The organism is Mycobacterium sp. MOTT36Y, from assembly GCF_000262165.1.
GTDB classification, from domain to species: domain Bacteria; phylum Actinomycetota; class Actinomycetes; order Mycobacteriales; family Mycobacteriaceae; genus Mycobacterium; species Mycobacterium intracellulare.
In genome coordinates, this window is the sequence record NC_017904.1 from 940,015 (window position 1) to 966,526 (window position 26,512).

The 26,512-nt window shown below is 68.2% G+C and carries 24 protein-coding genes; 14 read left to right on the forward strand and 10 right to left on the reverse strand.

The window, feature by feature from the left end; all coding sequences use genetic code 11:
* Nucleotides 1-241 precede the first annotated feature (241 nt).
* The 6 genes from purN (at nucleotide 242) to W7S_RS04735 (ending at nucleotide 7,512) form a co-directional block, all read left to right on the forward strand.
* Nucleotides 242-871, forward strand: coding sequence for a phosphoribosylglycinamide formyltransferase (gene purN, locus W7S_RS04710; RefSeq protein ID WP_008254024.1), 630 nt, complete (start codon nucleotides 242-244; stop codon nucleotides 869-871).
* A 13-nt stretch (nucleotides 872-884) separates the two neighbouring features.
* Entirely contained in the window at nucleotides 885-2,468 is a 1,584-nt protein-coding gene (purH, locus tag W7S_RS04715) for a bifunctional phosphoribosylaminoimidazolecarboxamide formyltransferase/IMP cyclohydrolase (protein WP_008254027.1), read from the forward strand.
* 105 nt (nucleotides 2,469-2,573) lie between these two features.
* The gene (locus tag W7S_RS27270; RefSeq protein WP_026071410.1) at nucleotides 2,574-3,137 is read left to right on the forward strand and encodes an LGFP repeat-containing protein; all 564 of its coding nucleotides are present in this window, start codon (nucleotides 2,574-2,576) and stop codon (nucleotides 3,135-3,137) included.
* Nucleotides 3,138-3,270: 133 nt separating this feature from the next.
* Nucleotides 3,271-4,665, forward strand: coding sequence for an ATP-binding protein (locus tag W7S_RS04725; protein ID WP_008254031.1), 1,395 nt, complete (start codon nucleotides 3,271-3,273; stop codon nucleotides 4,663-4,665).
* Entirely contained in the window at nucleotides 4,658-6,643 is a 1,986-nt protein-coding gene (locus W7S_RS04730) for a VWA domain-containing protein (RefSeq protein ID WP_026071411.1), read from the forward strand. The genes W7S_RS04725 and W7S_RS04730 overlap by 8 nt, the downstream gene beginning before the upstream one ends.
* A gap of 20 nt (nucleotides 6,644-6,663) precedes the next feature.
* Nucleotides 6,664-7,512 carry an aldo/keto reductase gene (locus W7S_RS04735; RefSeq protein WP_008254041.1) on the forward strand — a complete coding sequence of 283 codons (849 nt, stop codon included), beginning with the start codon at nucleotides 6,664-6,666 and terminating at the stop codon, nucleotides 7,510-7,512.
* A gap of 21 nt (nucleotides 7,513-7,533) precedes the next feature.
* Here W7S_RS04735 and W7S_RS04740 read toward each other — a convergent pair whose 3' ends face one another.
* The 7 genes from W7S_RS04740 to W7S_RS04770 all read right to left on the reverse strand — a co-directional run bounded on the left by W7S_RS04740 (nucleotide 7,534) and on the right by W7S_RS04770 (nucleotide 16,711).
* Nucleotides 7,534-8,139 (reverse strand): DUF1707 domain-containing protein, encoded by a 606-nt coding sequence (locus W7S_RS04740; RefSeq protein WP_008254042.1) that lies wholly within the window; start codon nucleotides 8,137-8,139, stop codon nucleotides 7,534-7,536.
* Nucleotides 8,140-8,271: 132 nt separating this feature from the next.
* Entirely contained in the window at nucleotides 8,272-9,075 is an 804-nt protein-coding gene (locus tag W7S_RS04745) for an enoyl-CoA hydratase family protein (RefSeq protein WP_008254044.1), read from the reverse strand.
* Entirely contained in the window at nucleotides 9,076-10,242 is a 1,167-nt protein-coding gene (locus tag W7S_RS04750; RefSeq protein ID WP_008254047.1) for an acyl-CoA dehydrogenase family protein, read from the reverse strand.
* Nucleotides 10,239-12,227, reverse strand: a complete 1,989-nt coding sequence (locus tag W7S_RS04755; RefSeq protein ID WP_014711035.1) for a biotin carboxylase N-terminal domain-containing protein — start codon at nucleotides 12,225-12,227, stop codon at nucleotides 10,239-10,241. Before W7S_RS04755 ends, W7S_RS04750 begins: the two co-directional genes overlap by 4 nt.
* A gap of 5 nt (nucleotides 12,228-12,232) precedes the next feature.
* Nucleotides 12,233-13,828: an acyl-CoA carboxylase subunit beta gene (locus W7S_RS04760; RefSeq protein WP_014711036.1), complete on the reverse strand. Its 1,596-nt coding sequence runs from the start codon at nucleotides 13,826-13,828 to the stop codon at nucleotides 12,233-12,235.
* Between the two features lie 28 nt (nucleotides 13,829-13,856).
* Entirely contained in the window at nucleotides 13,857-15,005 is a 1,149-nt protein-coding gene (locus W7S_RS04765; RefSeq protein WP_008254058.1) for an acyl-CoA dehydrogenase family protein, read from the reverse strand.
* Entirely contained in the window at nucleotides 15,002-16,711 is a 1,710-nt protein-coding gene (locus tag W7S_RS04770) for an acyclic terpene utilization AtuA family protein (RefSeq protein ID WP_008254060.1), read from the reverse strand. Before W7S_RS04770 ends, W7S_RS04765 begins: the two co-directional genes overlap by 4 nt.
* A gap of 271 nt (nucleotides 16,712-16,982) precedes the next feature.
* Here W7S_RS04770 and rpmF point away from each other — a divergent pair, with 271 nt between their 5' ends.
* From rpmF to W7S_RS04800, 6 genes are all read left to right on the forward strand, one after another.
* Nucleotides 16,983-17,156 (forward strand): 50S ribosomal protein L32, encoded by a 174-nt coding sequence (rpmF, locus tag W7S_RS04775; protein ID WP_008254062.1) that lies wholly within the window; start codon nucleotides 16,983-16,985, stop codon nucleotides 17,154-17,156.
* Nucleotides 17,157-17,293: 137 nt separating this feature from the next.
* The gene (gene mprA / locus W7S_RS04780; RefSeq protein ID WP_008254065.1) at nucleotides 17,294-17,980 is read left to right on the forward strand and encodes a two-component system response regulator MprA; all 687 of its coding nucleotides are present in this window, start codon (nucleotides 17,294-17,296) and stop codon (nucleotides 17,978-17,980) included.
* 16 nt (nucleotides 17,981-17,996) lie between these two features.
* Nucleotides 17,997-19,559 carry a HAMP domain-containing sensor histidine kinase gene (locus tag W7S_RS04785; protein WP_008254067.1) on the forward strand — a complete coding sequence of 521 codons (1,563 nt, stop codon included), beginning with the start codon at nucleotides 17,997-17,999 and terminating at the stop codon, nucleotides 19,557-19,559.
* A gap of 72 nt (nucleotides 19,560-19,631) precedes the next feature.
* Nucleotides 19,632-21,086, forward strand: a complete 1,455-nt coding sequence (locus W7S_RS04790; RefSeq protein WP_008254070.1) for a S1C family serine protease — start codon at nucleotides 19,632-19,634, stop codon at nucleotides 21,084-21,086.
* 59 nt (nucleotides 21,087-21,145) lie between these two features.
* Complete coding sequence (locus W7S_RS04795; protein ID WP_008254072.1) at nucleotides 21,146-21,643, forward strand: molybdenum cofactor biosynthesis protein B; 498 nt, start codon at nucleotides 21,146-21,148, stop codon at nucleotides 21,641-21,643.
* Between the two features lie 304 nt (nucleotides 21,644-21,947).
* The gene (locus tag W7S_RS04800) at nucleotides 21,948-22,367 is read left to right on the forward strand and encodes an MscL family protein (RefSeq protein WP_008254074.1); all 420 of its coding nucleotides are present in this window, start codon (nucleotides 21,948-21,950) and stop codon (nucleotides 22,365-22,367) included.
* A gap of 36 nt (nucleotides 22,368-22,403) precedes the next feature.
* Here W7S_RS04800 and W7S_RS04805 read toward each other — a convergent pair whose 3' ends face one another.
* The 3 genes from W7S_RS04805 to W7S_RS04815 all read right to left on the reverse strand — a co-directional run bounded on the left by W7S_RS04805 (nucleotide 22,404) and on the right by W7S_RS04815 (nucleotide 24,175).
* Nucleotides 22,404-23,084 carry an SAF domain-containing protein gene (locus W7S_RS04805; RefSeq protein ID WP_008254088.1) on the reverse strand — a complete coding sequence of 227 codons (681 nt, stop codon included), beginning with the start codon at nucleotides 23,082-23,084 and terminating at the stop codon, nucleotides 22,404-22,406.
* Nucleotides 23,085-23,148: 64 nt separating this feature from the next.
* Nucleotides 23,149-23,487 carry an FmdB family zinc ribbon protein gene (locus tag W7S_RS25870; protein WP_008254090.1) on the reverse strand — a complete coding sequence of 113 codons (339 nt, stop codon included), beginning with the start codon at nucleotides 23,485-23,487 and terminating at the stop codon, nucleotides 23,149-23,151.
* Between the two features lie 88 nt (nucleotides 23,488-23,575).
* A complete protein-coding gene (locus W7S_RS04815; protein WP_008254092.1) occupies nucleotides 23,576-24,175 on the reverse strand; it encodes a 5-formyltetrahydrofolate cyclo-ligase in 600 nt (199 codons plus the stop codon).
* A 76-nt stretch (nucleotides 24,176-24,251) separates the two neighbouring features.
* Here W7S_RS04815 and W7S_RS04820 point away from each other — a divergent pair, with 76 nt between their 5' ends.
* A complete protein-coding gene (locus tag W7S_RS04820) occupies nucleotides 24,252-25,163 on the forward strand; it encodes a UTP--glucose-1-phosphate uridylyltransferase (RefSeq protein ID WP_008254094.1) in 912 nt (303 codons plus the stop codon).
* Between the two features lie 59 nt (nucleotides 25,164-25,222).
* Nucleotides 25,223-26,512, forward strand: a complete 1,290-nt coding sequence (glp, locus tag W7S_RS04825) for a gephyrin-like molybdotransferase Glp (RefSeq protein ID WP_008254095.1) — start codon at nucleotides 25,223-25,225, stop codon at nucleotides 26,510-26,512.

Sequence of the window (26,512 nt, forward strand, 5' to 3'; positions counted from 1 at the left end):
TCGGACGGTTGTCGCTCGGAGGTGGGCAATTGCCCTATTGGCCAGCTTGATCGTCAAACGCATGCCGCCGCCATCGGGCTCCTGAGCGCGCCCGTGAGGGCGCGCATCGTCGCCCGCTGTGCCGATCGTCGGGCTCCTCAGCGCGCCCGTAAGGGCGCGCATCGTCGCCCGCTGTGCCGATCGTCGGGCTCCTCAGCGCGCCCGTAAGGGCGCGCATCGTCGCCCGACTAGGCTCGCCGATGTGGTCGAAGCCCTCCATGTGCCCCCCAACGCGTCGGCGCGGGTAGTGGTACTGGCCTCGGGCACCGGATCGCTGCTGAACTCCCTGATCGCCGCCGCGGTCGCGGACTATCCTGCCCGGATCGTCGCCGTCGGCGCCGACCGCGACTGCCTGGCCACCGAGATCGCCGCGGCCGCGTCCCTGCCCACCTTCACCGTCCGGCTCGGCGACCACCCCGACCGCGACGCCTGGGACACCGCTATCACCGAGGCCACCGCCGCTCACTCGCCCGACCTAGTGGTGTCCGCGGGATTCATGAAAATCCTTGGACCACAATTCCTTTCACGGTTCTACGGACGCGTCATCAACACGCATCCGGCGCTGCTGCCGGCGTTCCCGGGCGCGCATGGGGTGGCCGACGCGTTGGCCTACGGCGTGAAAATCACAGGCTGTACGGTGCACCTGGTGGACGCCGGGACGGACACCGGGCCGATCCTGGCGCAGCAATCCGTTCCCGTGCTCGACGGCGACAACGAAGAGACTTTGCATGAACGCATCAAGGTCACCGAACGCAAGCTGCTCGCGGACGTGGTGGCCGCGATCGCAACCGGCGGGCTGACCCTGGTCGGGAGAAAAGCGACGATCGGATGAAAGGCGACAACGGATGAGCACCGACGACTGGCGGGAGAACGCCAAAAGGCCGATCCGCCGCGCCTTGATCAGCGTGTACGACAAGACCGGGCTCATCGACCTGGCCCGGGGGCTGGCCGCGGCGGGCGTCGAGATCGTCTCCACGGGATCCACCGCGAAGAACATTGCCGAAAAAGGCATTCCGGTGACCCGGGTCGAGGAACTGACCGGGTTCCCCGAAGTGCTCGACGGCCGCGTCAAGACCCTGCACCCGCGCGTGCACGCGGGCCTGCTGGCGGATCTGCGCAAACCCGAGCACGCCGAGGCGCTCGAACAGCTCGGCATCGCGGCCTTCGAACTCGTCGTCGTCAACCTGTACCCGTTCAGCGAGACGGTGGACTCCGGCGCGAGCATCGACGATTGCGTCGAACAGATCGACATCGGGGGACCGTCGATGGTGCGGGCCGCCGCGAAGAACCATCCCAGCGTGGCGGTGATCACCGACCCGCAGGGCTATGACGGCGTGCTGGCCGCGGTCCGGCAGGGCGGGTTTACGCTCGCCGAGCGCAAAAGACTGGCGGCGCTGGCGTTTCAGCACACCGCCGAATACGACATCGCGGTGGCGAGTTGGATGGAGTCGACGCTGGCCCCCGAACATCCAGCGACCGCCTTCCCGAAGTGGCTGGGCCGCAGCTGGCGCCGCTCGGCGATGCTGCGCTACGGCGAGAACCCGCACCAGCAGGCCGCGCTCTACAACGACCCGAGCGCGTGGCCCGGGCTGGCCCAGGCCGAGCAGCTGCACGGAAAAGAGATGTCCTACAACAACTTCACCGACGCGGACGCGGCATGGCGGGCCGCCTTCGACCACGAAGAGACATGCGTGGCAATCATCAAGCACGCCAACCCATGTGGAATCGCGATTTCGTCGGCCTCGGTGGCGGACGCCCATCGCAAGGCCCACGAATGCGATCCGCTGAGCGCATTCGGCGGGGTCATCGCGGCCAACACCGAAGTCAGCGTCGAGATGGCCGAATACGTCAGCACGATTTTCACCGAAGTCATCATCGCGCCCGCCTACGATCCGGCCGCCCTGGACATCCTGACCCGCAAGAAGAACATCCGGGTGCTGGTCGCCTCCGAGCCGCTCACCGGCGGCACCGAACTGCGGCCCGTCAGTGGCGGGCTGTTGGTGCAGCAGCGCGACGAACTCGACGCCCACGGGGACAACCCGGCGAATTGGACCCTTGCGACGGGGGACCCCGCCGACCCGGAAACGCTGGCGGACCTGGCTTTTGCCTGGCGGGTATGCCGCGCCGTCAAATCGAATGCGATCGTGATCGCCGCCGGTGGCGCCACCATCGGCGTCGGCATGGGTCAGGTGAACCGCGTCGACGCCGCGCGGCTGGCCGTCGAACGCGGCGGGGATCGGGTGCGCGGCGCGGTCGCGGCCTCGGACGCGTTCTTCCCCTTCCCCGACGGACTCGAGACGCTGACCGCTGCCGGGGTGAAGGCCATCGTGCATCCGGGCGGATCGGTGCGCGACGACGAGGTGACCGCGGCCGCGGCCAACGCCGGCATCACGCTGTATCTCACTGGGGCGCGCCACTTCGCCCACTGAAGATCGGCAATTGTCGATCCCAGTCCTTGCTCTATGGTCGCGAATGGAAATAGCATCACTTTGGGTCGGCAATAGCGGGGCGAACACAATTCGAGAGGAATTGATATGCGCGCGAACGCAATACGAACGGCCACAATTTCCGTCGCGATTGCGAGTGTCGCACTCGTCGGCGCAGGATGCTCGGCAAATAAATCGGGTGAAGCCGGCAGTTCAACAACTACACCCGCTTCGTCGGCCGCAACCTCGAGCTCAGCCGCCGCGGGAACATCAGCAGCAACGACTCCGAGTGCGCCAGGCAGCACGACGCAGATTCCGGGCGCAAACGGCACGCCGTACACCGTTCAGGGACCAATTTTGGCGAAGTACCAGTCCCTCGACGACAAGGCGCGCAAGGACTTAGGGGCCCCGAAGGATAATCAGCAAACGAATCCCGACGGTGGCACCTACCAGCAATTCGATGGCGGCGTCATCGTCAACAAGACGCAGGCCTACGTGGTGTGGGGCTTGATCCGCGACAAGTGGAATGAGCTCGGCGGTTCGCAGGGCAAGCTCGGGTATCCGACCAGTGACGAGGTCGACACCCCCGATGGCATGAAGAAGTCGACTTTCGAGCACGGCACGATCACGTGGAAGCCGGGTGACGCGCAGGCCGTCGTCAGCTACAGCTGAGCGGTGTTCGGGTGCAGCATCGCGCTGCGCTCGGGATCTCCGACCGGGTGCCGGGCAGTCGATCAGCCTGCCCGGCACCCGCGTACTTGGGGGAGGGCATAGTGTCCCATCGGCGGCATCGTCGTAGCGTGGAGTGGTGACGTCACCGAGCAACCTGCCCCGCACCGTCGGCGAACTGCGCGCCGCCGGTCACCGTGAACGGGGAGTCAAGCAGGAAATCCGCGAAAATCTGCTGACCGCACTGGCCGACGGGCCGGACAGCGCAGCCATCTGGCCTGGCATTCTGGGATTCGACGACACCGTCTTGCCCCAGCTCGAGCGGGCTTTGATCGCGGGTCACGACTTCGTGCTGCTCGGCGAGCGCGGCCAGGGCAAAACCCGGCTGCTGCGTGCGCTGGTCGGGTTGCTCGATGAGTGGACGCCGGTGATCGCCGGGGCCGAACTGGGGGAGCATCCGTTCTCGCCGATCACGCCGGAGTCGATCCGCAAGGCCGCCACCCTGGGCGACGACCTGCCGGTGGAGTGGAAGCACCGCAGCGAGCGCTACACCGAAAAGCTCGCCACGCCCGACACCAGCGTCGCCGACCTGGTTGGCGACATCGACCCGATCAAGGTCGCCGAGGGCCGCAGCCTGGGGGACCCCGAGACCATCGCCTACGGGCTGATTCCGCGCGCGCACCGCGGCATCGTCGCGGTCAACGAACTTCCCGACCTCGCCGAGCGCATCCAGGTGTCGATGCTCAACGTGATGGAGGAGCGCGACATCCAGGTCCGCGGCTACACGCTGCGCCTGCCGCTGGACGTGTTGGTGGTCGCCAGCGCCAACCCCGAGGACTACACCAACCGCGGGCGCATCATCACCCCGCTCAAGGACCGCTTCGGCGCGGAGATCCGGACCCACTATCCGCTCGAGCTCGACGCGGAAGTCGGGGTGATCGCGCAGGAGGCGCACCTGTCGGCGCAGGTGCCCGACTACCTCATGCAGATCATCGCCCGGTTCGCCCGCTACCTGCGGGAGTCGAATTCCGTCGACCAACGCTCGGGGGTGTCGGCGCGGTTCGCCATCGCCGCCGCCGAGACCGTCGCGGCCGCCGCCCGCCATCGCGGCGCGATCCTGGGGGAGACGGACCCGGTGGCACGGGTGGTCGATCTGGGCACCGTGATCGACGTCCTGCGCGGCAAGCTGGAATTCGAGTCCGGCGAGGAAGGCCGCGAACAGGCGGTGCTCGAACACCTGCTGCGCCGCGCGACCGCGGACACCGCGTCGCGGGTGCTGGGCGGCATCGACGTCGGATCGCTGGTGTCGGCGGTCGAGGGCGGGTCCGCGGTGACGACGGGCGAGCGGGTGTCGGCAAAGGACGTGCTGGCCGCCGTCCCGCGCCTGCCGGTGGTGGACAAGATCGCGGACAAGCTGGGCGCGCGGTCGGAGGGCGAACGCGCCGCCGCGCTCGAGCTGGCGCTCGAGGCTTTGTATCTGGCCAAGCGCATCGACAAGGTGTCCGAGGAGGGGCAAACCGTCTATGGCTAATAGAGGGCACTCATCGCGGTACTCGGCGTACACCGGCGGGCCCGACCCGCTGGCTCCGCCGGTGGATCTGCGCGAGGCGCTCGAACAGATCGGCCAGGACGTCATGGCCGGTACCTCGCCGCGACGCGCGCTCTCCGAGCTGCTGCGCCGCGGCACCAAGAACATGCCGGGCGCGGACCGGCTGGCGGCCGAGGCCAACCGACGGCGACGGGAGTTGTTGCGGCGCAACAACTTGGACGGCACGCTGCAGGAGATCAAGAAACTGCTGGACGAGGCGGTGCTGGCCGAACGCAAGGAGCTGGCCCGCGCGCTCGACGACGACGCCCGCTTCGGCGAACTCCAACTGGACGCGCTACCGGCGTCGCCGGCCAAGGCCGTCCAGGAGCTTTCCGAGTACAACTGGCGCAGCGGCGAGGCGCGCGAAAAGTACGACCAGATCAAGGATCTGCTCGGCCGCGAGATGCTCGACCAGCGCTTCGCGGGCATGAAGCAGGCGCTTCAGGGGGCCACCGACGAGGACCGCCAGCGCGTCAACGACATGCTGAACGACCTCAACGACCTGCTGGACAAGCACGCGCGCGGCGAGGACACCCAGGAAGACTTCGAAAACTTCATGGACTCCCACGGCGAGTTCTTCCCGGAGAACCCGCGCAACGTCGACGAGCTGCTGGACTCGCTGGCCAAGCGGGCCGCCGCCGCGCAGCGCTTCCGCAACAGCCTCAGCGCCGAGCAGCGCGCGGAGCTGGATGCCTTGGCGCAGCAGGCATTCGGCTCACCGGCCCTGATGGAGTCGCTGAGTCGGCTCGATGCGCACCTGCAGGCGGCGCGGCCCGGGGAGGACTGGACCGGATCCGAACAGTTCTCCGGTGACAACCCGTTCGGGATGGGTGAGGGCACCCAGGCGCTGTCCGACATCGCCGAGCTCGAGCAACTGGCCGAGCAGCTCTCGCAAAGCTATCCCGGCGCCACCATGGATGACGTCGACCTCGACGCGCTGGCACGCCAGCTCGGCGACGAGGCGGCCGTCGATGCCCGCACGCTCGCCGAATTGGAACGTGCGCTGGTGAATCAGGGCTTCCTGGACCGCGGTTCCGACGGCCAGTGGCGGCTGTCGCCGAAGGCGATGCGCAGGCTCGGCGAGACGGCGCTACGCGATGTGGCGCAACAACTTTCCGGGCGGCGCGGTGAGCGTGATCATCGGCGGGCGGGTGCGGCCGGCGAGCTCACGGGCGCCACCCGGCCCTGGCAGTTCGGTGACACCGAACCGTGGAACATTTCGCGCACGCTGACCAATGCCGTGCTGCGGCAGGCGGGAACGGCCACCCTCGATGGGCCGGACGCGCGGTTGAAGATCTCCGTCGACGACGTCGAGGTCTCCGAGACCGAGACCCGCACGCAGGCCGCGGTCGCGCTGCTGGTCGACACGTCGTTTTCCATGGTGATGGAGAACCGCTGGCTGCCGATGAAGCAGACAGCGCTGGCGCTCAACCACTTGGTGTGCACGCGTTTTCGCTCGGATGCCTTGCAGATCATCGCCTTTGGCCGCTACGCCCGGACGGTGACCGCCGCCGAACTCACCGGCCTGGAAGGTGTCTACGAGCAGGGGACCAACCTGCATCACGCGTTGGCGCTGGCGGGGCGTCATCTGCGCCGCCACCCCAATGCCCAGCCCGTCGTGCTGGTGGTGACCGACGGCGAGCCGACCGCCCACCTGGAGGACTTCGACGGTGATGGCACGACGGTCTTCTTCGACTACCCGCCGCACCCGCGGACCATCGCCCACACCGTGCGCGGCTTCGATGAAATGGCGCGCCTCGGTGCGCAAATCACGATCTTCCGGCTGGGCAGCGATCCCGGCCTGGCGCGCTTCATTGACCAGGTCGCCCGGCGCGTCGAGGGACGCGTCGTGGTGCCCGATCTCGACGGGCTGGGAGCGGCGGTGGTCGGCGACTACCTACGTTCCCGCCGCCGTCGATAGACCATAAAAGGAGAAATCCCGTGAGCAAGGTTCCCACGATCGAACTCAACGACGGTGTCGAGATCCCGCAGCTCGGTTTCGGGGTGTTCCAGATCAAGCCCGACGAGACGGCCGCGGCGGTCAAGACGGCGCTCGACATCGGATACCGGCACATCGACACCGCCGAAATGTACGGAAATGAAAAGGAAGTCCGCCAAGGCATCCGCGACGCCGGCCTTGAGCGCGGCGAGGTCTTCATCACCAGCAAGCTCAACAACGGCTTTCACAAGCCCGATGACGCGCGCCGCGCCTTCGACCAAACGCTGAAGGCGCTCGATTCGGACTACGTCGACCTGTTTCTCATCCACTGGCCGCTGCCCACGCTCTACGACGGCGACTTCGTCTCGACGTGGAAGGTCTTCGAAGAGTTCGCGCGGGACGGACGCGCGCGCAGCATCGGCGTGTCGAATTTCCAAGTCGCACATTTGAATCGGCTCGCCGACGAAACCGACACCGTGCCGTCGGTCAACCAGATCGAGGTTCATCCATACTTCGGCAACGACGAGGTGAGGGCGTACGGACGCGAGCACGGCATCGCCACGGAGGCGTGGGCACCCATCGCCCAGGGCAAGGTGCTCGACGATCCGGTGATCAACCGCATCGCCGGGTCCCGCGACAAAACGCCCGCACAGGTCGTGTTGCGCTGGCACATTCAGCGCGGCGACATCGTCTTCCCCAAATCGGTGACACCGGCACGGGTCAAATCCAACTTCGAGCTGTTCGACTTCGAACTGGACGATTCCGACATGGACGCGATCTCAGCGCTGAACAAGGGTGAGTCGGGACGCAACGGACCCAACCCTGACACCTTCGACTACGTGCCCCGCTGAGGCTCCGTCGCTGGGAAGCGGCTACCCGCCGCGGGGCCTGCGGGCCTTACGCGCGATCCCGACGGCTCCCCACAGCGAGAAGCCGCGAATGTGGACCGTCGGTGCCCCGGGAGTGCCCTGGCCGTGGACGCCGCGGTCGAAGTTTCCCATCACCCCGCGGCCGTGCACCTCCACGTTGACTTCGGGCGGCAGCAAAATGTTCTGCACGCCCATAATCGACATCGCGTGGATGTCAACCTCGGTCGAGGTGAAGTCGGCGTAGCGCAGATCGACCACCCCGCTGCCCCACAGGGTGAAGGTGGTCAGCTTCTTCGGCACGTTCCATCGGCCGCGCCGCTCGAAGCCACTCATCAACGCCAGCAGTAGCGTCGACGGCGCCGGATTGGGTTTGCCGCCGCGGCGCGGGCTGATCGGGGCGCCGGGCAGATCGGCCCTCAACCGGTCCAGTTCCTCATACGTCGTCGCGGCATAGGCCCTGGTCAAACGGTCTTCGTAGTCGTTGAGCTGCAGGCGGCCCTGCTCGGCCGCGTACGCCAGCAACTGCGCAGTCTGTATGCGATCGGTATCGGCCGCGCGCGACGGCTGGTCGCGCGTGTCCTCCGCATCCCGTTGCGTTGAGTTGCTCATCACCCACGAGCCTACGACGTCCAGGTTTTGCTGCAAGAGGATTGGCTAAACTGCAACCTTGCATCGGCTCGGGCCGGACCGCCGGCCGATTTGGCCGGACCACTCTTAGACATCTGGCTAACTTGTCGTTGGCTAACTCGTCCAGCGGGGTGGCCGCTTCTCCAGGAACGCCAACATGCCTTCGCGGGCCTCGTCGGACACGAAGAGCCGCGCCGATTCCTCGGCGAGCCGTTCGGCGTCACGGTCGAACCCTTCCAACACAGCGGCCGTCGTCAGCGCCTTGGAAGCCGCGAGCCCCTGCGGTGACCCACGGCCCACATCGGCGACCAGTTTCTCGGCCGCGGCGTCGACGTCCTCGGCGGCCATGGTGATCAGCCCGATTTCCGCCGCCGCGTCGGCGTCGAATGTTTCGCCGGTCAGGTAGTAGCGCGCCGCGGCGCGCGGCGACAATTTCGGCAGCAGAGTCAACGAGATGATCGCCGGGGCGACGCCGATGCGCGCCTCGGTCAGCGCGAACGTGCTGCGCGGCCCGGCGACCGCGATATCGCAGGCACCCACGAGGCCGAAGCCGCCGGCCCGGACATGGCCGTTGATGGCGGCGATCACCGGCAGTGGCGAGGCGACGATGGCCCGCATCAAAGCGGTCATCTCCCGGGCCCGGGCGACGGCCATGTCATAGGCAGGGGGTGGCGACCCGCTTCGCCCGGCTGCGCCGCCGCCCTCGCTCAGGTCCGCGCCGGCGCAGAAGGTGCCCCCGGCGTGGCCCAGCACCACCGCGCGCACGGCCGGATCCGACGAGGCGTCGCGCAGCCCCTGGTGCAACTGGGCGACCAGCGTGGTCGACAGCGCGTTGCGGTTGTGCGGTGAGTTCAGCGTCAGCCGCGCGTACGGCCCGCCCGTGTCGGCGGGTCCGGCGTATTCGACGAGGGTGTCCATTTAGTAGCTTCGCGGCAGGCCCAGTGACGTCTGCGCGACGAAGTTCAGCACCATCTCGCGGCTGACCGGGGCGATGCGGCCAAGCCGGGCCGAAGTCAGCATGGCGCCCACACCGTATTCCTTGGTGAGCCCGTTGCCGCCCATCGACTGCACGGCCTGGTCCACCGACCGGGTAGCAGCTTCGGCCGCAGCGTATTTGGCCATGTTCGCGGCCTCGGCCGCAGCCATGTCGTTGCCGGAGTCATACAGGGTCGCGGCCTTCTGCATCATCAGCTTGGCGAGTTCGACCTCGATGTGGCACTGCGCCAACGGATGTGACAGCCCTTGGTGCGAGCCGATCGGGGTTCCCCACACCTGGCGGGTCTTGACGTACTCGGCGGCCCGGTCCAGCGCGAACCGCCCCATCCCGACCGAGCTGGCCGCGCCCATGATGCGTTCGGGGTTCAGGCCGGCGAAAAGCTGTGCGATGGCGGCATCTTCGGCGCCGACGAGTGCGTCGCTGGGCAACCGGACATCGTCGAGGAAGACCTGGAATTGGCGTTCGGGGCTGATCAATTCCATTTCGATGGGCGTGTAGGTGAAGCCGGGCGCATCGGTGGGCACCACGAACAGCGCGGGGCGCAGCTTGCCCGTTTTGGCCTCCTCGGTGCGGGCCACCACGAGCACGGCCTGCGCCTGGTCGATGCCGGAGATGAACACCTTCTGGCCCTTGAGGACCCAGTCGCTGCCGTCGCGGCGGGCCGTGGTGGTGATCTTGTGCGAGTTGGATCCGGCGTCGGGCTCGGTGATGGCGAACGCCATGGTCAGTGTCCCGTCGGCGATACCGGGGAGCCAGCGCTTCTTCTGCTCCTCGGTGCCGAACTTGCTGATGATGGTGCCGTTGATGGCGGGCGAGACCACCATGAGCAGCAACGCGCTACCGGCGGCGGCCATCTCCTCCATCACCAGCGACAGCTCGTACATTCCGGCGCCGCCACCGCCGTACTCCTCGGGCAGATTCACGCCCAGGAAGCCGAGTTTTCCTGCCTCCGACCATAATTCGTCGGTGTGCTCGTGGGCGCGCGCCTTCTTCAGGTAGTACTCGCTGCCGTAGTTGGACGCCCATTCAGCCACCGCCTTGCGCAGGGCCTGACGCTCCTCGTTCTCGATGAAGCTGCTGTCGGTCACTGGGGATCTCCTTCTGATTGCGGCGCTTCGACTCTTGCCAGTACGGCGCCCACTTCGACTTGCTGACCGGTCTTGACGTCGAGTTCGGCGAGAACGCCGTCGACCGGTGCTGTGATGGTGTGTTCCATCTTCATGGCTTCCAACCAGATCAGTGGTTGACCGGCGGTGACGGTGTCGCCGATCGCAGCGCCGAGTCGGATGACGTTGCCGGGCATGGGGGCGACCAGCGATCCCTTTTCGACGGTCGAACCGGGCTCGGGGAAGCGCGGCAGCGCGATCAGGTGCACCGGTCCGCGCGCGGAGTCGACGTAGACGTCGGAATCGCTGGGGTCGTAGCGCCGCACCGAGAAGTGGTGGTCGACGCCGTCCGTCCTCAATACCACAGCTTTCGCCGTGGCCGACACCAATTGCACCGAAGGATCGTCGGGCAGGACCAACCGGGTTCTGTCGAACCGGTATTGAATGCGGTGTTCGTTGCCGTCATCGTCACCGTAGGTCTTGACCTGATAACCCGACCGCAGGTTTCGCCAGCCGCTGGGGATGGCACCCAACACCGGGGCGAGCGCTCGGTTGCGCGCGGCGTCGGCGAGGGCGGCGGCGATCGCCGACAGACGAACCGCTGCGGCGTCACCCAGCGGCGCCGATAGTTCGGCCAGGCCGTGCGTGTCGAAAAACGCTGTGTCGGTGGCGCCGTCGAGGAACGCTGGATGCCGTAACACATTCACCAGCAGGTCGCGGTTGGTGCGCAGCCCGTGCACCCGGGCGCGCGTCAGCGCGTCGGCGAGAACCAGCGCCGCCTGGCGGCGTGTCGGGGCGTAGGAGATGACCTTGGCCAGCATCGGGTCGTAGTGGATCGACACCGTGAATCCGTCGGCGATCCCCGAATCCAGCCGGATGCCGGTCCGTTGTCCCAGCGAGCCGAACTCGGCTCGCACGGAGGGCACCTCGAACGCGCGCACCACACCGGCCTGGGGCTGCCACTCGCGTGCGGGATCCTCCGCGTAGAGCCTGGCCTCGATCGAATGACCCTGGGCGGCAGGAGGTTCGGCGTCGAGGCGGGCTCCGTCGGCCACCGCGAGCTGCAGCTCCACCAGGTCGAGCCCGGTCGTCTCTTCGGTGACCGGGTGCTCGACCTGCAGCCGGGTGTTCATCTCCAGGAAGTAGAACTCGCCATCGTCGTCGGCCAGGAACTCCACCGTCCCAGCCCCGGTGTAGCCGATCGCGCCGGCGGCCAGTCGCGCCGCGTCGAACAGCTTGGCGCGCATGCCCGGGGTGCGCTCCACCAGCGGGGAGGGGGCCTCCTCGATGATCTTCTGGTGGCGGCGCTGAATCGAGCACTCGCGTTCCCCGACGGCCCACACCGTGCCGTGGGTGTCGGCCATGACCTGAACCTCGATGTGGTGGCCGGTGGGCAGGTAGCGCTCGCAGAACACCGTCGGATCGCCGAACGCGGACTGCGCTTCGCGGCGCGCCGCCTCGACTTCTGCTGGCAGGGCGGACAATTCGCGTACCACCCGCATGCCCCGCCCGCCCCCGCCCGCGGAGGCCTTGACCAGCACCGGCAGCTGCGCCTGGGTGACTGTGTCGGGATCGAGCTCGTCGAGAACGGGCACGCCGGCGGAGGCCATCAGCTTCTTGGCCTCGATCTTGGAGCCCATTGCCCGCACCGCGTCCACCGGCGGGCCGATCCAGGTCAGTCCGGCGTGCTGGACGGCGGCCGCGAAATCGGTGTTCTCCGAGAGGAACCCGTAGCCGGGGTGGATCGCGTCGGCGCCGGCGGCGCGGGCCGCGGCGATGATGGCCTCGGCGTTGAGATAGTCGTTGGTCTTGGGCAGCCGCACCCGGGCGTCGGCCTCGGCGACGTGCGGCGCGCCGGCGTCCGGGTCGGTGTAGACGGCGACGGTGCTCAGGCCCAGCCGGCGGCACGTGGCGAACACCCGGCGCGCGATCTCGCCGCGGTTGGCAACCAGAACTCGAGTAATCATGGGGCTCACATCCGGAAGACGCCGAAGTTCGACGTCCCCTTGATCGGGCCATTGGCGATGGCGGACAAACAGATTCCCAGCACGGTCCGGGTGTCCCGTGGGTCGATCACCCCGTCGTCGTAGAGCATCCCGGACAGCACCAGCGGCAGCGACTCCGCCTCGATCTGGCCCTCGACCGCGGCCCGCATCGCCGCGTCGGCCTTCTCGTCGACCTGCTGGCCGCGGGCTTCCGCGGCCGCGCGGGCCACGATCGACAGCACCCCCGAGAGCTGGGCGCCGCCCATCACCGCGGACTTCGACGTCGGCCAGGCGAACAGGAACCGCGGATCGTACGCGCGGCCGCACATACCGTAGTGGCCCGCGCCGTAGGACGCGCCGATCAGCAACGAGATGTGCGGGACGGTCGAATTGGACACGGCGTTGATCATCATCGAGCCGTGCTTGATCATCCCGCCCTCCTCGTAGTCCTTGCCCACCATGTAGCCGGTGGTGTTGTGCAGGAACAGCAGTGGCGTGTTGGAGCGGTTGGCCAGCTGGATGAACTGCGTGGCCTTTTGCGACTCCTCACTGAACAGCACGCCGCGCGCGTTGGCCAGGATCCCGATCGGGTAGCCGTGCAACTGGGCCCAGCCCGTCACCAGTGAGGAGCCGTACAGCGGTTTGAATTCGTCGAATTCGGATCCGTCGACGATCCGGGCGATCACTTCGCGGGGATCGAATGGGATGCGCAGATCCGCGGGGACGATGCCGATGAGCTCCTCGGTGTCGAACAACGGCTCGGTGATCGGCTTGGGTTTCGGGCCCTGCTTGGTCCAATTCAGCCGGGCGACGATGCGGCGGCCGATGCGGATGGCGTCGAGTTCGTCGACCGCGAAGTAGTCGGCCAAACCCGAGATCCGGGCGTGCATTTCGGCGCCGCCCAGCGATTCGTCGTCGGACTCCTCGCCGGTGGCCATCTTCACCAGTGGGGGACCGGCGAGGAACACCTTGGAGCGTTCCTTGATCATCACCACGTGATCGGACATCCCCGGGACGTAGGCGCCGCCCGCGGTGGAGTTACCGAATACCAAAGCGATGGTGGGGATCCCGGCCGCCGAAAGCCTGGTCAGGTCGCGGAACATCCGCCCGCCGGGGATGAAGATCTCCTTCTGGGTGGGCAGGTCCGCGCCGCCGGATTCCACCAGCGAAATCACCGGAAGTCGGTTCTCGAAGGCGATCTGGTTGGCCCGCAGGATCTTCTTCAGGGTCCATGGGTTGCTGATGCCGCCTTTGACCGTCGGGTCGTTGGCGACGATCATGCATTCGACGCCCTCGACCACACCGATGCCGGTGACGGTACTGGCGCCGACCTTGAAGGCGCTGCCCCAGGCGGCCAGTGGGCTGAGCTCCAGGAACGGCGAATCCGCGTCGACGAGCAACTCGATGCGCTCACGCGCAGTCAGTTTGCCACGTTCGTGGTGCCGCTCAACGTATTTGGGTCCGCCGCCCGCCAGCGCATTGGCCAGCTCGGCGTCGATCTCGTCGAGTTTCGCGATCGCCGCCGACGCGGCCTCGGTGAACACGGCGTCGTCGTGGTTGAGTGTGGATTGCAGCGTGCTCATCTGGCGCCACTCCTCCTCATCGCTGCGATCATGACTGGAACCCCAGGAGTTTGGCGGACAGTGCGGTCAGGATTTCGGTGGTGCCGCCGCCGATCCCCAGGATCCTCATGTCCCGGTATTGGCGCTCGACCTCGGATTCGGCCATATAGCCCATGCCGCCGAACAGCTGGACGGCCTGGTTTGCCACCCATTCGCCGGCCTCGACGGCGGTGTTTTTGGCGAAACACACCTGCGGGATCAGATTCGTCTCGCCGGCGAGCTGGCGTTCCACCACGTGGCGCGAGTAGACGCGGGCCACGTCGATGCGGCGGGCCATCTCGGCCAGCGTGTTCTGCACCGACTGCCGCGAGATCAGCGGGCGGCCGAACGTCTCGCGGTCGCGGCACCATTGCACGGTCAGGTCCAGGCACCGCTGGGCGCTCGAATATGCTTGTGCGGCAAGGCCGATTCGCTCGGCGACGAAGGCCTGCGCGATCTGGGCGAACCCGCTGTTCTCGGCGCCGACCAGGTTGGCCGCCGGCACCCGGACGTCGGTGTAGGACAGCTCGGCGGTGTCCGAGGATCGCCAGCCCATCTTGTCAAGCTTGCGGCTCACCTCGAAGCCGGGCGTGCCTTTTTCGACCACCAGCAACGAAACCCCCGCCGCGCCAGGGCCTCCGGTGCGCACCGCGGTGACGACGTAGTCGGCGCGCACGCCGGAGGTGATGTAGGTCTTGGCGCCGTTGACGATGTAGTGATCACCGTCGCGCTCGGCGGAGGTCCGCAGGTGGCCGACGTCGGAACCGCCGCCCGGTTCGGTGATGGCCAGCGAACCGATCTTCTCGCCCGCCAGCGTCGGCCGGACGAACTCCTCGATGAGCCGCTCGTCGCCGGAGGCGATCATGTGCGGCACCGCGATGCCACAGGTGAACAGCGACGCGAACACGCCCCCCGGGGCTCCGGCCTGATGCATCTCTTCGCAGATGACGACCGCGTCGGCGCCGTCGCCTCCCCCGCCGCCGACCGATTCGGGGAAGCCCGCGCCCAGCAGCCCGGCGGCCCCGGCGCTGCGGTGCAATTCGCGCGGCAGCTCGCCGCTGCGTTCCCACTCGTCGACGTGGGGCAGGATCTCGCGTTCCGCGAAGGAGCGCACCGTCTTTCGTAGCTGCTCACGCTCGGGTGTGGTCCAAAGATTCATGACAACAGACTCTCCGGGATGTCGAGGTGGCGGCCGCGCAGCCATTCGCCCAACCCCTTGGCTTGAGGATCGAATCGGGCTTGGTAGGCGACGCCCTGGCCGAGGATGCCGTCGATGACGAAGTTGACCGCCCGCAGATTCGGCAACACGTGGCGGGTGACATCGAAGTCCGCCGCCTCGGGGAGTAGCTCCTTGAGCCGTTCGACGGTCAACGTGTGGGCCAGCCACCGCCATTGCTCGTCGGTGCGGACCCACACACCGACGTTGGCGGAGCCGCCCTTGTCGCCGCTGCGGGCACCGGCGATGCGGCCGAGTGGCGCCCTGCGCAGCAGGCCATCCGGAAGCGGCTCGGGCAGCGGCGGGGGATCGGCCGGAGCCAACACCAAAGTATCGGTGGCGCAGGGGATATCGATGCGCGTCCCGTCGGCGTGCACCGCGACGTGCGGCACCTGGTCGGCGTCGACGTAGCCGGGGGTGAACACGCCGTAGACCTGGCCGTCGCCCGGCGGTGCGGTCACGTGGAAGCCCGGATAGCTGGCTAGCGCCAACTCCACTGCGGCCGAAGAGAATTGGCGTCCGACATTAACGGGATCGGGGTCGCGCACGACGCAGTGCAGCAGCGCGCTGGCGGCCTCCTCGGTGTCGGCGTCGGCGTGGTCGGTGCGGGCCAGGGTCCACTGCAGTTCGGCGGGCTTGACGGTGAGCGCGGCGTCGAGTTGCCGGCGCACCAGCTCCGCCTTGGCCTCGATGTCCAGGCCGGTGAGCACGAAGGTCATCGAGTTGCGAAACCCGCCGATGCTGTTCAGCGACACCTTGTAGGTGGGCGGCGGGGCTTCGCCGCGCACGCCGCTGATGCGCACCCGGTCCGGACCGTCGGGCGCGAGCTCAACGGTGTCCATCCGGGCGGTGACGTCGGGGTTGGCGTAGCGCGCCCCGGTGATCTCGTACAGCAGCTGGGCGGTGACGGTGTCGACGCTGACCAAACCGCCGCTGCCGGGGTGCTTGGTGATCACCGAGGATCCGTCGGCATAGACCTCGGCCAGGGGAAAACCGGCGTGGGTGAGGTCGGCGATTTCGGTGAAGAACGCGTAGTTGCCGCCGGTGGCCTGGACCCCGCATTCGATGACGTGGCCGGCGACCATGGCGCCGGCGAGCTGGTCGTAGTCGGTGCGATGCCAGCCGAAATGCGCGGCGGCCGCCCCGACGATCACCGACGCGTCGGTGACCCGGCCGGTGACGACGACGTCGGCGCCGCCGGCCAGGCAGTCGACGATGCCCCAGGCGCCCAGGTAGGCGTTCGCGGTCAGCGGGCTGCCCAGGCCCAGTTCGGCGGCGCGGGGCAACAGGTCGTCGCCTTCCACGTGCGCGATCCGGGCGTCGATACCCAGGCGCTCGGCCAGCGCGCGGATCGCGTCGGCAAGCCCGGCCGGGTTGAGGCCGCCTGCGTTGGCCACGATGCGGACCCCGCGGTCGCGGGCCTCGCCCAGGCAGTCCTCGAGTTGCGTCAGGAAGGTCTTGGCGTAGCCGCGCTCGGGGTGCTTCATCCGGTCCCGGCCCAGGATGAGCATGGTGAGTTCGGCCAGGTAGTCGCCGGTGAGGTAGTCGACCTCGCCACCGGTGAGCATTTCGCGCATGGCCGACAGCCGGTCGCCGTAGAACCCGGAGCAGTTCGCGATCCGGACGCAAGCGCCGGAAGCAGAGGCCATGCCCGTCCTCCATTCAGGGATTCACCGGTGAGACCCAACCAACCAACCGGTAGGTTATCGGGTACCGCGGGTGTCACGTCAAGGATCCCACTTCGGGGCGGGTGCGCCAGGGCCGTGCTAGCGCAGGGTGCGATCCGGGGCGGCGGGCGTCGGTTTTGGCGACGAGCGGACCAGCGACTATCCTGATACCCGATCGTCGCCCGTTCGGCCTCCCGGCCCACGCCGCGCGACATGCCGAACCGCAAGCCACATTGAGGAGTCAGGCCCGACCATGGCCGTACCCAAGCGCAGAATGTCGCGCGCGAACACCCGTAGCCGGCGCGCGCAGTGGAAGGCCGAGAAGACCGAACTCGTCGGTGTCACGGTCGCAGGTCAGCGGCACAGAGTGCCGCGCAGGCTGCTCAAGGCCGCCCGCCTCGGCCTGATCGACCTCGACCGCCGCTGACCCGATGGCGGCGGCCCGCCGCTGACCTGATGGCGGCGGCCCGCTGCGCCCGGCTTCGCCGCACTTGCGACCGCCGCTAGAACCTCACCGGCGCGCCTCTCAGGTCAGTCTCAGGCGGTGGGACGAAACTAGGGGCCGTGCGAATACTGGTCGTCGACGACGATCGCGCCGTGCGCGAGTCGCTGCGTAGGTCGTTGTCCTTCAACGGCTACTCGGTCGAGTTGGCCCATGACGGGGTCGAAGCTCTCGAACTGATCGCAAGCGATCGCCCCGATGCGCTCGTCCTGGATGTGATGATGCCGAGGCTGGATGGCCTCGAGGTGTGCCGACAGCTCCGCAGCACCGGGGATGACCTGCCGATCCTGGTGCTCACGGCGCGCGATTCGGTCTCCGAGCGGGTCGCCGGCCTGGACGCCGGCGCCGACGACTACCTGCCCAAGCCGTTCGCCCTGGAAGAACTGTTGGCCCGGATGCGTGCGCTGCTGCGCCGGACCAAGCCGGAGGACGAGGCCGAATCGGTGGCGATGAAGTTCTCCGACCTCACCCTGGACCCGGTGACCCGCGAGGTCACCCGCGGGGAGCGCCGGATCAGCCTGACGCGCACCGAATTCGCGTTGCTCGAAATGCTGATCGCCAATCCCCGCCGCGTGCTCACCCGCAGCCGCATCCTCGAGGAGGTATGGGGGTTCGACTTCCCCACCTCGGGCAATGCGCTGGAGGTCTACGTGGGCTATCTGCGCCGCAAAACCGAAGCCGACGGTGAGTCCCGGCTGATCCACACCGTGCGCGGGGTGGGTTACGTCCTGCGGGAGACACCGCCGTGACGATGCAATCCCCACGATGATCAAGTTCCCCCGGCCTCCGCGCCCACCCATGCGCCCACCGCTGCGCGCGACCCCGTCGCTGTCGTTGCGGTGGCGGGTCATGCTGCTGGCGATGTCGATGGTCGCCATGGTCGTGGTGCTGATGGCGTTCGCCGTCTACGCCGTGATTTCGGCCGCGCTCTACAGCGACATCGACAACCAACTGCAAAGCCGGGCCCAGCTGCTGATCGCCAGCGGTTCCCTGGCCGCCGACCCCGGCAAGGCGATCGAAGGCACCGCCTATTCGGACGTCAACGCGATTTTGGTGAACCCGGGCCACGCCATCTACACCGCCCAGCAGCCCGGTCAGACCCTGCCGGTTGGTCCGGCGGAGAAGGCGGTCATCCACGGCGATCTGTTCATGTCGCGGCGCACCGCCGGCGATCAGCGGATCCTCGCCGTCCATCTGCAGAACGGCACCTCGCTGCTGATCTCCAAGAGCCTCAAGCCGACCGAGGCGGTGATGAACAAACTGCGCTGGGTGCTGCTGATCGTCGGCGGGGTCGGGGTGGCCGTCGCCGCGGTCGCGGGCGGCATGGTCACCCGGGCCGGCCTGCGCCCGGTGGGCCGCCTGACCGAAGCGGCCGAACGCGTCGCGCGCACCGACGACCTGCGACCCATCCCCGTGTTCGGCAGCGACGAATTGGCCCGGCTCACCGAGTCGTTCAACCTGATGCTGCGGGCGTTGGCCGAATCGCGGGAACGGCAGGCGCGGCTGGTCACCGACGCCGGGCATGAACTGCGCACCCCGCTGACGTCGCTGCGGACCAACGTCGAGCTGCTGATGGCGTCGATGGAACCCGGAGCGCCGCGGCTACCCGAACAGGAGATGGTCGACCTGCGCGCCGACGTGGTCGCTCAGATCGAGGAATTGTCCACGCTGGTAGGCGATTTGGTGGACCTCACCCGCGACGACGCCGGCCAGGTGGTGCACGAGCCGGTCGACATGTCCGACGTGGTCGACCGCAGCCTGGAGCGAGTCAGGCGGCGCCGCAACGACATTCACTTCGACGTCGACGTGACGCCGTGGCAGATGTACGGCGACGCCGCCGGCCTGTCGCGCGCGGTCCTGAACCTGTTGGACAACGCGGCCAAGTGGAGCCCGCCGGGCGGTCACGTCGGCGTCACCATGCGGCAACTCGACCCGTCGCACGCCGAGCTGGTGGTCGCCGACCACGGACCCGGGATTCCACCGCAAGAGCGCCGGCTGGTGTTCGAGCGGTTCTATCGTTCGACGACGGCACGGGCCATGCCCGGCTCCGGCCTCGGTCTGGCGATCGTCAAGAAGGTCGTGCTCAACCACGGCGGCTTGCTGCGCGTCGAGGACACCGTCCCGGGCGGCCAGCCCCCGGGTACCTCCTTCTATGTGCTGCTGCCCGGACGGCCACTGCTGCCGGCGACATACTCCGCGACCGAGCCGGAGGCCGGCCAGGTAGACGCCGCGACCGAGGCGGGCGGGCCGGCGGCCGGCGACGAGGCGAACTCTGGGGAATCGGCGAACGTTATCTCAGTGGACTCTCAGTCCGCGCGGGCAAGGTAGGTCTGCGGCTACTGTTGAACCCAGCCGTCGACTTGCCGAAACACTGAGATAGAGGAAGAGCGACTTAGCGACATGACGAATGACCCGAGGTATTCGCCACCGCCGCAGCAGCCGGGATACCCTCCCGCGCCGAATCAGACTGCGTCCGTCCCGAGCCACGCGGGGTCCTCGGGCTATGCCCAGGGACAGCAGCAGCCGTACAACCAGCAGTTCGACTGGCGCTATCGGTCGCAGCCGTCGCAGACGAGCCAGTTCCGTCCGCCCTACGAACCGTTCGGCAACACCGGCCCTGGCCGGATCCCCGGCACGGGTCCGATGCCCGGCATGCTGCCCGGTATGCCGGCCGCACCGGAACCGCGAAAGCGTTCTCGCGCAGGGCTTTTGACCGCCGGGGCGTTGGCCATCGCGGTGGTGTCGGCCGGTATCGGCGGCGCGGCGGCGACGGCGATCGAGCTCGGCGACCACGCCTCGGGCAACGGCGGCGGGCGGGTCGTGGGGGCGGCGCCCAGCGTCCCGGCCGCGAACATGCCACCGGGCAGCGTCGAACAGGTGGCCTCCAAGGTCGTGCCCAGCGTCGTGATGCTCGAGACCGATATCGGAAGGCAGTCCGAAGAAGGCTCCGGGATCGTCCTGTCGACCGACGGGCTGATCCTCACCAACAACCACGTCGTCGCGGCCGCGGCGGGATCGCCCAAGCCTCCTGCGGGTCTCCCCGGGGCCCCGGTGCCTCCCGTCGCGCCGGGCGGACCCGGCGGACCCACACCGAAAACCACGGTGACCTTCTCCGACGGTCGTACCGCCCCGTTCACCGTCGTCGGCACCGATCCCACCAGCGACATCGCCGTGATTCGCGTGCAGGGCATGTCCGGACTCACGCCCATCTCCCTGGGCTCCTCGTCGGATCTGCACGTCGGTCAGCCGGTGGTGGCGATCGGGTCGCCGTTGGGTCTGTCGGGCACGGTGACCACCGGGATCGTCAGCGCGCTCAACCGGCCGGTGTCCACGACGGGTGAGTCGGGCAACCAAAACACCGTGCTGGACGCCATTCAGACCGATGCCGCGATCAACCCCGGTAACTCCGGCGGCGCGTTGGTCAACATGAGCGGCCAGCTGGTGGGCGTCAACTCCGCGATCGCCACCCTCGGCGGCGAATCGCCGGACGCCCAGAGCGGCTCGATCGGGCTGGGCTTCGCGATCCCCGTCGACCAGGCCAAACGCATCGCCGACGAGTTGATCGCCACGGGCAAGGCGTCGCACGCCTCGCTCGGCGTCCAGGTGACCAGCGACAAGGGCACCCCGGGCGCCAAGGTCGTCGACGTCGTCGCGGGCGGCGCCGCCGCCGCCGCGGGCGTGCCGAAGAACGTGGTCGTCACCAAGGTCGACGACCGCCCGATCAACAGCGCAGACGCGTTGGTGGCCGCGGTGCGCTCCAAGGCGCCCGGCGACAAGATTTCGCTGACGTTCTCCGACCCCGCCGGCGGCGGGAGCCGGACTTTGCCGGTGACTCTCGGGAAGGCGGACCAGTAGTGAGAGTGGACGAACCCTCGACGACGGGGTTGTCGGAGCTCGGATATACGGTTGCACCCATGGAAACGGGGGCGGAATTGGTAGTTGGCCGGGCTCTGGTCGTGGTGGTCGACGACCGCACCGCGCACGGAGACGAGGACCACAGCGGCCCGTTGGTCACCGAGCTGCTGACCGAGGCGGGATTCGTCGTCGACGGTGTGGTGGCGGTCGCCGCCGACGAGGTCGAGATCCGCAATGCGCTGAACACCGCCGTGATCGGCGGGGTGGATCTGGTCGTCTCGGTCGGCGGCACGGGTGTCACCCCACGCGACGTCACCCCGGAGGCCACCCGCGAGATCCTCGATCGCGAGATCCTCGGTATCGCGGAGGCGATCCGCGGCTCGGGGCTGTCGGCGGGCATCATCGACGCCGGTTTGTCCCGCGGTCTGGCCGGGGTCTCCGGCAGTACGTTGGTGGTCAACCTGGCCGGCTCCCGCTATGCGGTGCGCGACGGAATGGCGACTCTTAATCCGTTGGCGGCCCAGATCATTGGGCAGCTGTCGAGCCTCGAGATCTGATTCGCGGTCCTGGGGTCGGTCCGGCGGTGACAAGACCTTCCGGTTTCGAGGCCGAATTCGTTTCACGAACCCAGGAGTCAACGGACGGGCTCGATTCCAACGCGTACGAGCACGAGCAGTGGTTGCGGGAGAACGTGCCCCCGCACCACCGTTGAGCAGCGGCTCGCGTGTAAAGACATCACGACGCGGTCAACCTTTGGTGACTAATCGTTCGGGAAATGTGTGATAGCGCACAACCTGGCATAGCGTTTTCTCCGGGCGGCAGCGCGCTGCCCCGATAGTCGGCGCTACGGGAGGTGTGCGCATGATAAAGGGATTCAAGAGTTTCGTGATGCGCGGTGACGTGATCACCGTGGCCATCGGTCTGGTCGTAGCCCTGGCCTTCTCCAACCTCGTCAAGGCCTTCACCGACAGCGTGATCAACCCGCTGGTCGCCGCCGTGCAGCCCGGTACGAAATTCGGATTGGGTTGGCAGCTCGGCGATGCGGGGAACAAGGCGACCTTCCTCGACATCGGATCGTTCATCTCGGCGATCATCTACTTCGTCGTCTTCATGACGGCCGTGTACTTCATGATCGTGGTGCCGTACAAGCACATCCAGGCCCGCCGCGGCGTCACCGTGTTCGTGGAGGAGCCGGCCACCAAGGCATGCGCGGAGTGCAAGTCCGACATCCCGGAGGCCGCGCGCAAGTGCAAGTACTGTGCCAGCCTCCAGACGGCCTGATCCAGCGAATACGGATGCGAGGCTGGGGCGACCCGCTCAGTGCAAGGTAAGCGTCACCGTCTGGCCCAACGCCGAGCCCGCCACCGTGTTCGCCACACGAGCCGGCAGCGCAACCAACACTACGCGGTCGGCATCGGCGGACTGGAGCTTTTCCTTGGCCGACACGAGGACCACGACGGCGTCGGTCGCCACCACCCTGGGGGCGGCATGGGCGGTTTCCGGCGCGCCGGTCGCCGGCGCCGCCAACACGTCGACCACATCCCCGGCGCGGACGAGGTCGATCAACGCGCCGTCCGCCAGATGCAGCGGCACGATGCGGGCCCCCGGTCCCGCCTTCGACCCGATCGCCGCCTCGGCCAGCCGGTTGCCCAGTAACCGGACGTCGGTGAGCACCTCGCCACGCCTGGCCGGGCCGGCCAGCGTCGAACCCACCACCGCGCCCACGTCGGCGCGAGCCCCGTCGGGAACTGTTGAGGCCAAACGCTTTTCGATTCGGACGTCGGCGGCGGTCAACGCGTTGCCGGGGCGCAGGTCGTGGTCGGCGACCACCACCTGCGTGTAGTCACCGGCGGGATTGGAGCGCAGCGTCGCGATGCCGGCCAGCACGACCAGCCCGCCCGCCGCGACGCGGCGCGCCAGCACGGTGCGGGTCCAGTCCGGTCGCAACCACAGCGACAGCCGGCTCAATACGCTTGGGTTCAGCGATGATTCGCCCACGGGGCAACGGTAGGCGCAACGCGGTGCCCGGGTCGCCGGTCAGCGACGCGCGTGTGGATAACGCTCAGTTGGTGGCCGCGGCGGCGGGGGAGGGTGTGGAGCTGCTGCTCGACTTCTCGCTCGAGGCGGACTTGTCATTGGAACCGGACTTCTCGCTGGAACCCGAGCTCGAACCCGAGTCGCTCGACGAGGAGCCGTTGGTGGAGGCGCTCGACTTCTTGCCGGACTCGCGGCTGTCGGTGCGGTAGAAGCCGCTGCCCTTGAACACCACTCCGACGGAGTTGAAGCGCTTGCGAAGCCGACCGGAGCAGCGTTTGCACGTGGTCAGCGCATCGTCGGTGAAGGCCTGCACGATGTCGAAGCGATCGTCGCACTCGGTGCATTGATAGCTGTAAGTCGGCACGAAAACCTCCGGATGATTGCAAACCTGGTTAGCACTCTAGCGTCTCAAGTGCTAGAACCGCCACGTGACATGTCTCATTCCCGACATGTCAGTGCGAATCGAGGGCGATCAGCCCTCGTTGCGGCGTGAGCGCGTGGGTCATCGGGACGTCGTGCGGACCGGCCGGGATCTCGTCCAGCAATTCCGCGTCGCGGACGAGCGCCACCAGCGGCGCGTGGGGGTCACGGCCGCCCAGCGAGCGGTCGTAGAACCCCCGCCCCCGGCCCAGCCGCACGCCGGCGCGGTCGACGGCCAGCGCCGGCACCAGCACCAGGGCGGCCTCCGCCAGGGCCGCCGCCGGCAGCCACGGCTGCGGGGGCTCGAGCAATCCCCACCGGCCGGTGGTCAGGGTGCCGGGCCGGTATTCGCCCCACGACAGCGGCAGCGGCGTGTTGTCGGCGGTGGTACGCGCAACCGGCAGCAGCACCCGGCCGGCGCGGCGCAGCAACATGTCCAGCAGCTCAATCGACCCCGGCTCGGTGCCCACCGGCACATAGGCGCAGACCGTGCTGTCGCTGGCCACAATGCTTTCCGGGGCTTCCAACTTTTCCCGCAGTAGGTCCGCCTCGGCGGCCCGAACGTCGTCGGCAACGCGGCGCCGGGCCGCGAGTAGCTGTTCGCGCAACGCGGCCTTGCCCGTGGTTGCCATGCGTCAACCATGACAGCCAGGACTTTGCCCGCGCCACATCGACTCGGCAAAGCGGATGCGGGTTATCGTGTGAACGATGTCATGCCCAAACGTGGTGGTGCCACGCACGGCTGTTGTGCCCGCCGCCGGTCTCGGTACCCGCTTCTTGCCGGCAACCAAAACGGTTCCCAAGGAACTGCTACCGGTGGTCGATACCCCGGGCATAGAGCTGGTGGCCGCCGAGGCGGCCGAAGCCGGTGCCGAGCGGCTGGTGATCATCACCTCCGAGGGCAAGGACGGCGTCGTCGCGCATTTCGTCGAAGACCTCGTACTGGAAAGCACGCTGGAGGAGCGCGGCAAAACCGCGATGCTCGACAAGGTCCGCCGCGCGCCGCGACTGATCAAGGTCGAGTCCGTGGTGCAGAGCGAACCGCTGGGGCTCGGCCACGCGATCGGGTGCGTGGAATCGCGGCTGTCCGACGACGAGGACGCGATCGCTGTGCTGCTGCCGGACGACCTGGTGTTGCCGACCGGCGTGCTGGGCACGATGTCGAAGGTGCGTGCCCACCACGGCGGCACCGTGTTGTGCGCGATCGAGGTCACCCCCGAAGAGATCAGCGCCTACGGCGTTTTCGACGTCGAGCCGGTGCCCGACGATGAGAACCCCGACGTGCTCCGGGTCAAGAGCATGGTCGAGAAGCCCAAGGCCGAGGACGCGCCGTCGCTGTTCGCCGCGGCGGGCCGATATGTGCTCGACCGCGCCATCTTTGACGCGTTGCGCCGCACCGAGCGCGGGGCCGGTGGCGAAGTGCAACTCACCGACGGCATCGCCCTGCTGATCGCGGAGGGCCACCCGGTGCATGTGGTCGTGCACCGCGGATCTCGACACGACTTGGGAAATCCTGGCGGCTACCTCAAGGCTGCGGTTGACTTTGCATTGGATCGTGACGACTACGGCCCGGATTTGCGGCAATGGTTGGTGGCGCGATTGGGCCTGGCCGAGCAGTAGCCCGGCGGTAACCCGGCCGGCGGGCCGCCCGTCAGGCAGCGAGGGCAGAGAGGCGCGCTGTGCGTTCGGTGGAAGAGCAGCAGGCTCGGATCACGGCTGCCGCGGTGGCCCCGCGGCCGATACGTGTGGCGATCGCCGAGGCGCAGGGATTGATGTGCGCCGAGGAGGTGGTGACCGAACGCCCGATGCCCGGTTTCGATCAGGCCGCGATCGACGGCTACGCGGTGCGCAGCGTCGACGTCCTCGGCGTCGGCGAGGTGGGCCACGACAGCCTGCCCGAGCCCGTCGACGACTCACCTGAGAGCGACGGGCGCGACGGGCTGGTGCTGCCGGTGATGGGCACGGTCGAGGCGGGTACGCGCACGCCCAGCCGCTTGCAGCCACGCCAGGCCGTCCGCGTGCAGACCGGGGCCCCGCTGCCCACCCTGGCCGACGCGGTCCTGCCGATGCGGTGGACCGACGGCGGGACGTCGCGCGTGCGGATCTACCGCGGGGCGCCGTCGGGCGCCTACGTGCGCCGCGCCGGCGACGACGTCCAGCCCGGTGACGTTGCGGTGCGCGCCGGAACGGTCATCGGCGCGGCCCAGGTCGGGCTGCTGGCCGCGGTCGGCCGCGAACGGGTGCTGGTTCATCCCCGGCCGCGGGTCACGATCATGGCGCTGGGTGGGGAACTGGTCGACATTTCCCGCACCCCGGGGAACGGCCAGGTTTACGACGTCAACTCCTACGCGCTTGCGGCCGCGGCCCGCGACGCCGGTGCCGAGGTCAACCGCGTCGGGATCGTCGGCGGCGGCGCCAAGGAGCTTCGCGACATCGTCGAGGGGCAGATCAATCGCGCCGAGGTCATCGTCATCGCCGGGGGCGTTGGCGGTGCGGCGGCCGAAGTGGTGCGTTCGGTGCTCTCCGAGCTCGGCGAGCTCGAGGTCGTCCGGGTCGCGATGCATCCCGGCTCCGTCCAGGGCTTTGGTCAGCTGGGCCGCGAGGGCGTCCCGACGTTCCTGTTGCCGGCCAATCCGGTGAGCGCGCTGGTGGTTTTCGAGGTGATGGTGCGCCCGCTGATCCGGCTGTCGCTGGGCAAGCGCCAGCCGATGCGCCGCATCGTGCAGGCTCGCACGCTGTCGCCCATCACGTCGGTGGCCGGGCGCAAGGGTTACCTGCGCGGCCAGCTGATGCGCGACCAGGAGAGTGGGGAGTATCTGGTGCAGGCGCTCGGCGGCGCCCCGGGCGCGTCGTCGCACCTGCTGGCCACCCTCGCCGAAGCCAACTGTCTGGTGGTGGTGCCCAGCGGCGCCGAGCAGATTCGGACCGGCGAGATCGTCGACGTCGCCTTCTTGGCTCAGCGCGGCTGA

What these genes read in the sequence shown, in the direction of transcription:
- purH (WP_008254027.1), top strand. Translation starts at nt 885, where the DNA reads ATGAGCACCGACGACTGGCGGGAGAACGCCAAAAGGCCGATCCGCCGC.
- W7S_RS27270 (WP_026071410.1), top strand. Translation starts at nt 2,574, where the DNA reads ATGCGCGCGAACGCAATACGAACGGCCACAATTTCCGTCGCGATTGCG.
- W7S_RS04730 (WP_026071411.1), top strand. Translation starts at nt 4,658, where the DNA reads ATGGCTAATAGAGGGCACTCATCGCGGTACTCGGCGTACACCGGCGGG.
- W7S_RS04740 (WP_008254042.1), bottom strand. Translation starts at nt 8,139, where the DNA reads ATGAGCAACTCAACGCAACGGGATGCGGAGGACACGCGCGACCAGCCG.
- W7S_RS04745 (WP_008254044.1), bottom strand. Translation starts at nt 9,075, where the DNA reads ATGGACACCCTCGTCGAATACGCCGGACCCGCCGACACGGGCGGGCCG.
- W7S_RS04755 (WP_014711035.1), bottom strand. Translation starts at nt 12,227, where the DNA reads ATGATTACTCGAGTTCTGGTTGCCAACCGCGGCGAGATCGCGCGCCGG.
- W7S_RS04760 (WP_014711036.1), bottom strand. Translation starts at nt 13,828, where the DNA reads ATGAGCACGCTGCAATCCACACTCAACCACGACGACGCCGTGTTCACC.
- W7S_RS04765 (WP_008254058.1), bottom strand. Translation starts at nt 15,005, where the DNA reads ATGAATCTTTGGACCACACCCGAGCGTGAGCAGCTACGAAAGACGGTG.
- W7S_RS04770 (WP_008254060.1), bottom strand. Translation starts at nt 16,711, where the DNA reads ATGGCCTCTGCTTCCGGCGCTTGCGTCCGGATCGCGAACTGCTCCGGG.
- rpmF (WP_008254062.1), top strand. Translation starts at nt 16,983, where the DNA reads ATGGCCGTACCCAAGCGCAGAATGTCGCGCGCGAACACCCGTAGCCGG.
- W7S_RS04785 (WP_008254067.1), top strand. Translation starts at nt 17,997, where the DNA reads ATGATCAAGTTCCCCCGGCCTCCGCGCCCACCCATGCGCCCACCGCTG.
- W7S_RS04790 (WP_008254070.1), top strand. Translation starts at nt 19,632, where the DNA reads ATGACGAATGACCCGAGGTATTCGCCACCGCCGCAGCAGCCGGGATAC.
- W7S_RS04795 (WP_008254072.1), top strand. Translation starts at nt 21,146, where the DNA reads ATGGAAACGGGGGCGGAATTGGTAGTTGGCCGGGCTCTGGTCGTGGTG.
- W7S_RS04800 (WP_008254074.1), top strand. Translation starts at nt 21,948, where the DNA reads ATGATAAAGGGATTCAAGAGTTTCGTGATGCGCGGTGACGTGATCACC.
- W7S_RS04815 (WP_008254092.1), bottom strand. Translation starts at nt 24,175, where the DNA reads ATGGCAACCACGGGCAAGGCCGCGTTGCGCGAACAGCTACTCGCGGCC.
- W7S_RS04820 (WP_008254094.1), top strand. Translation starts at nt 24,252, where the DNA reads ATGTCATGCCCAAACGTGGTGGTGCCACGCACGGCTGTTGTGCCCGCC.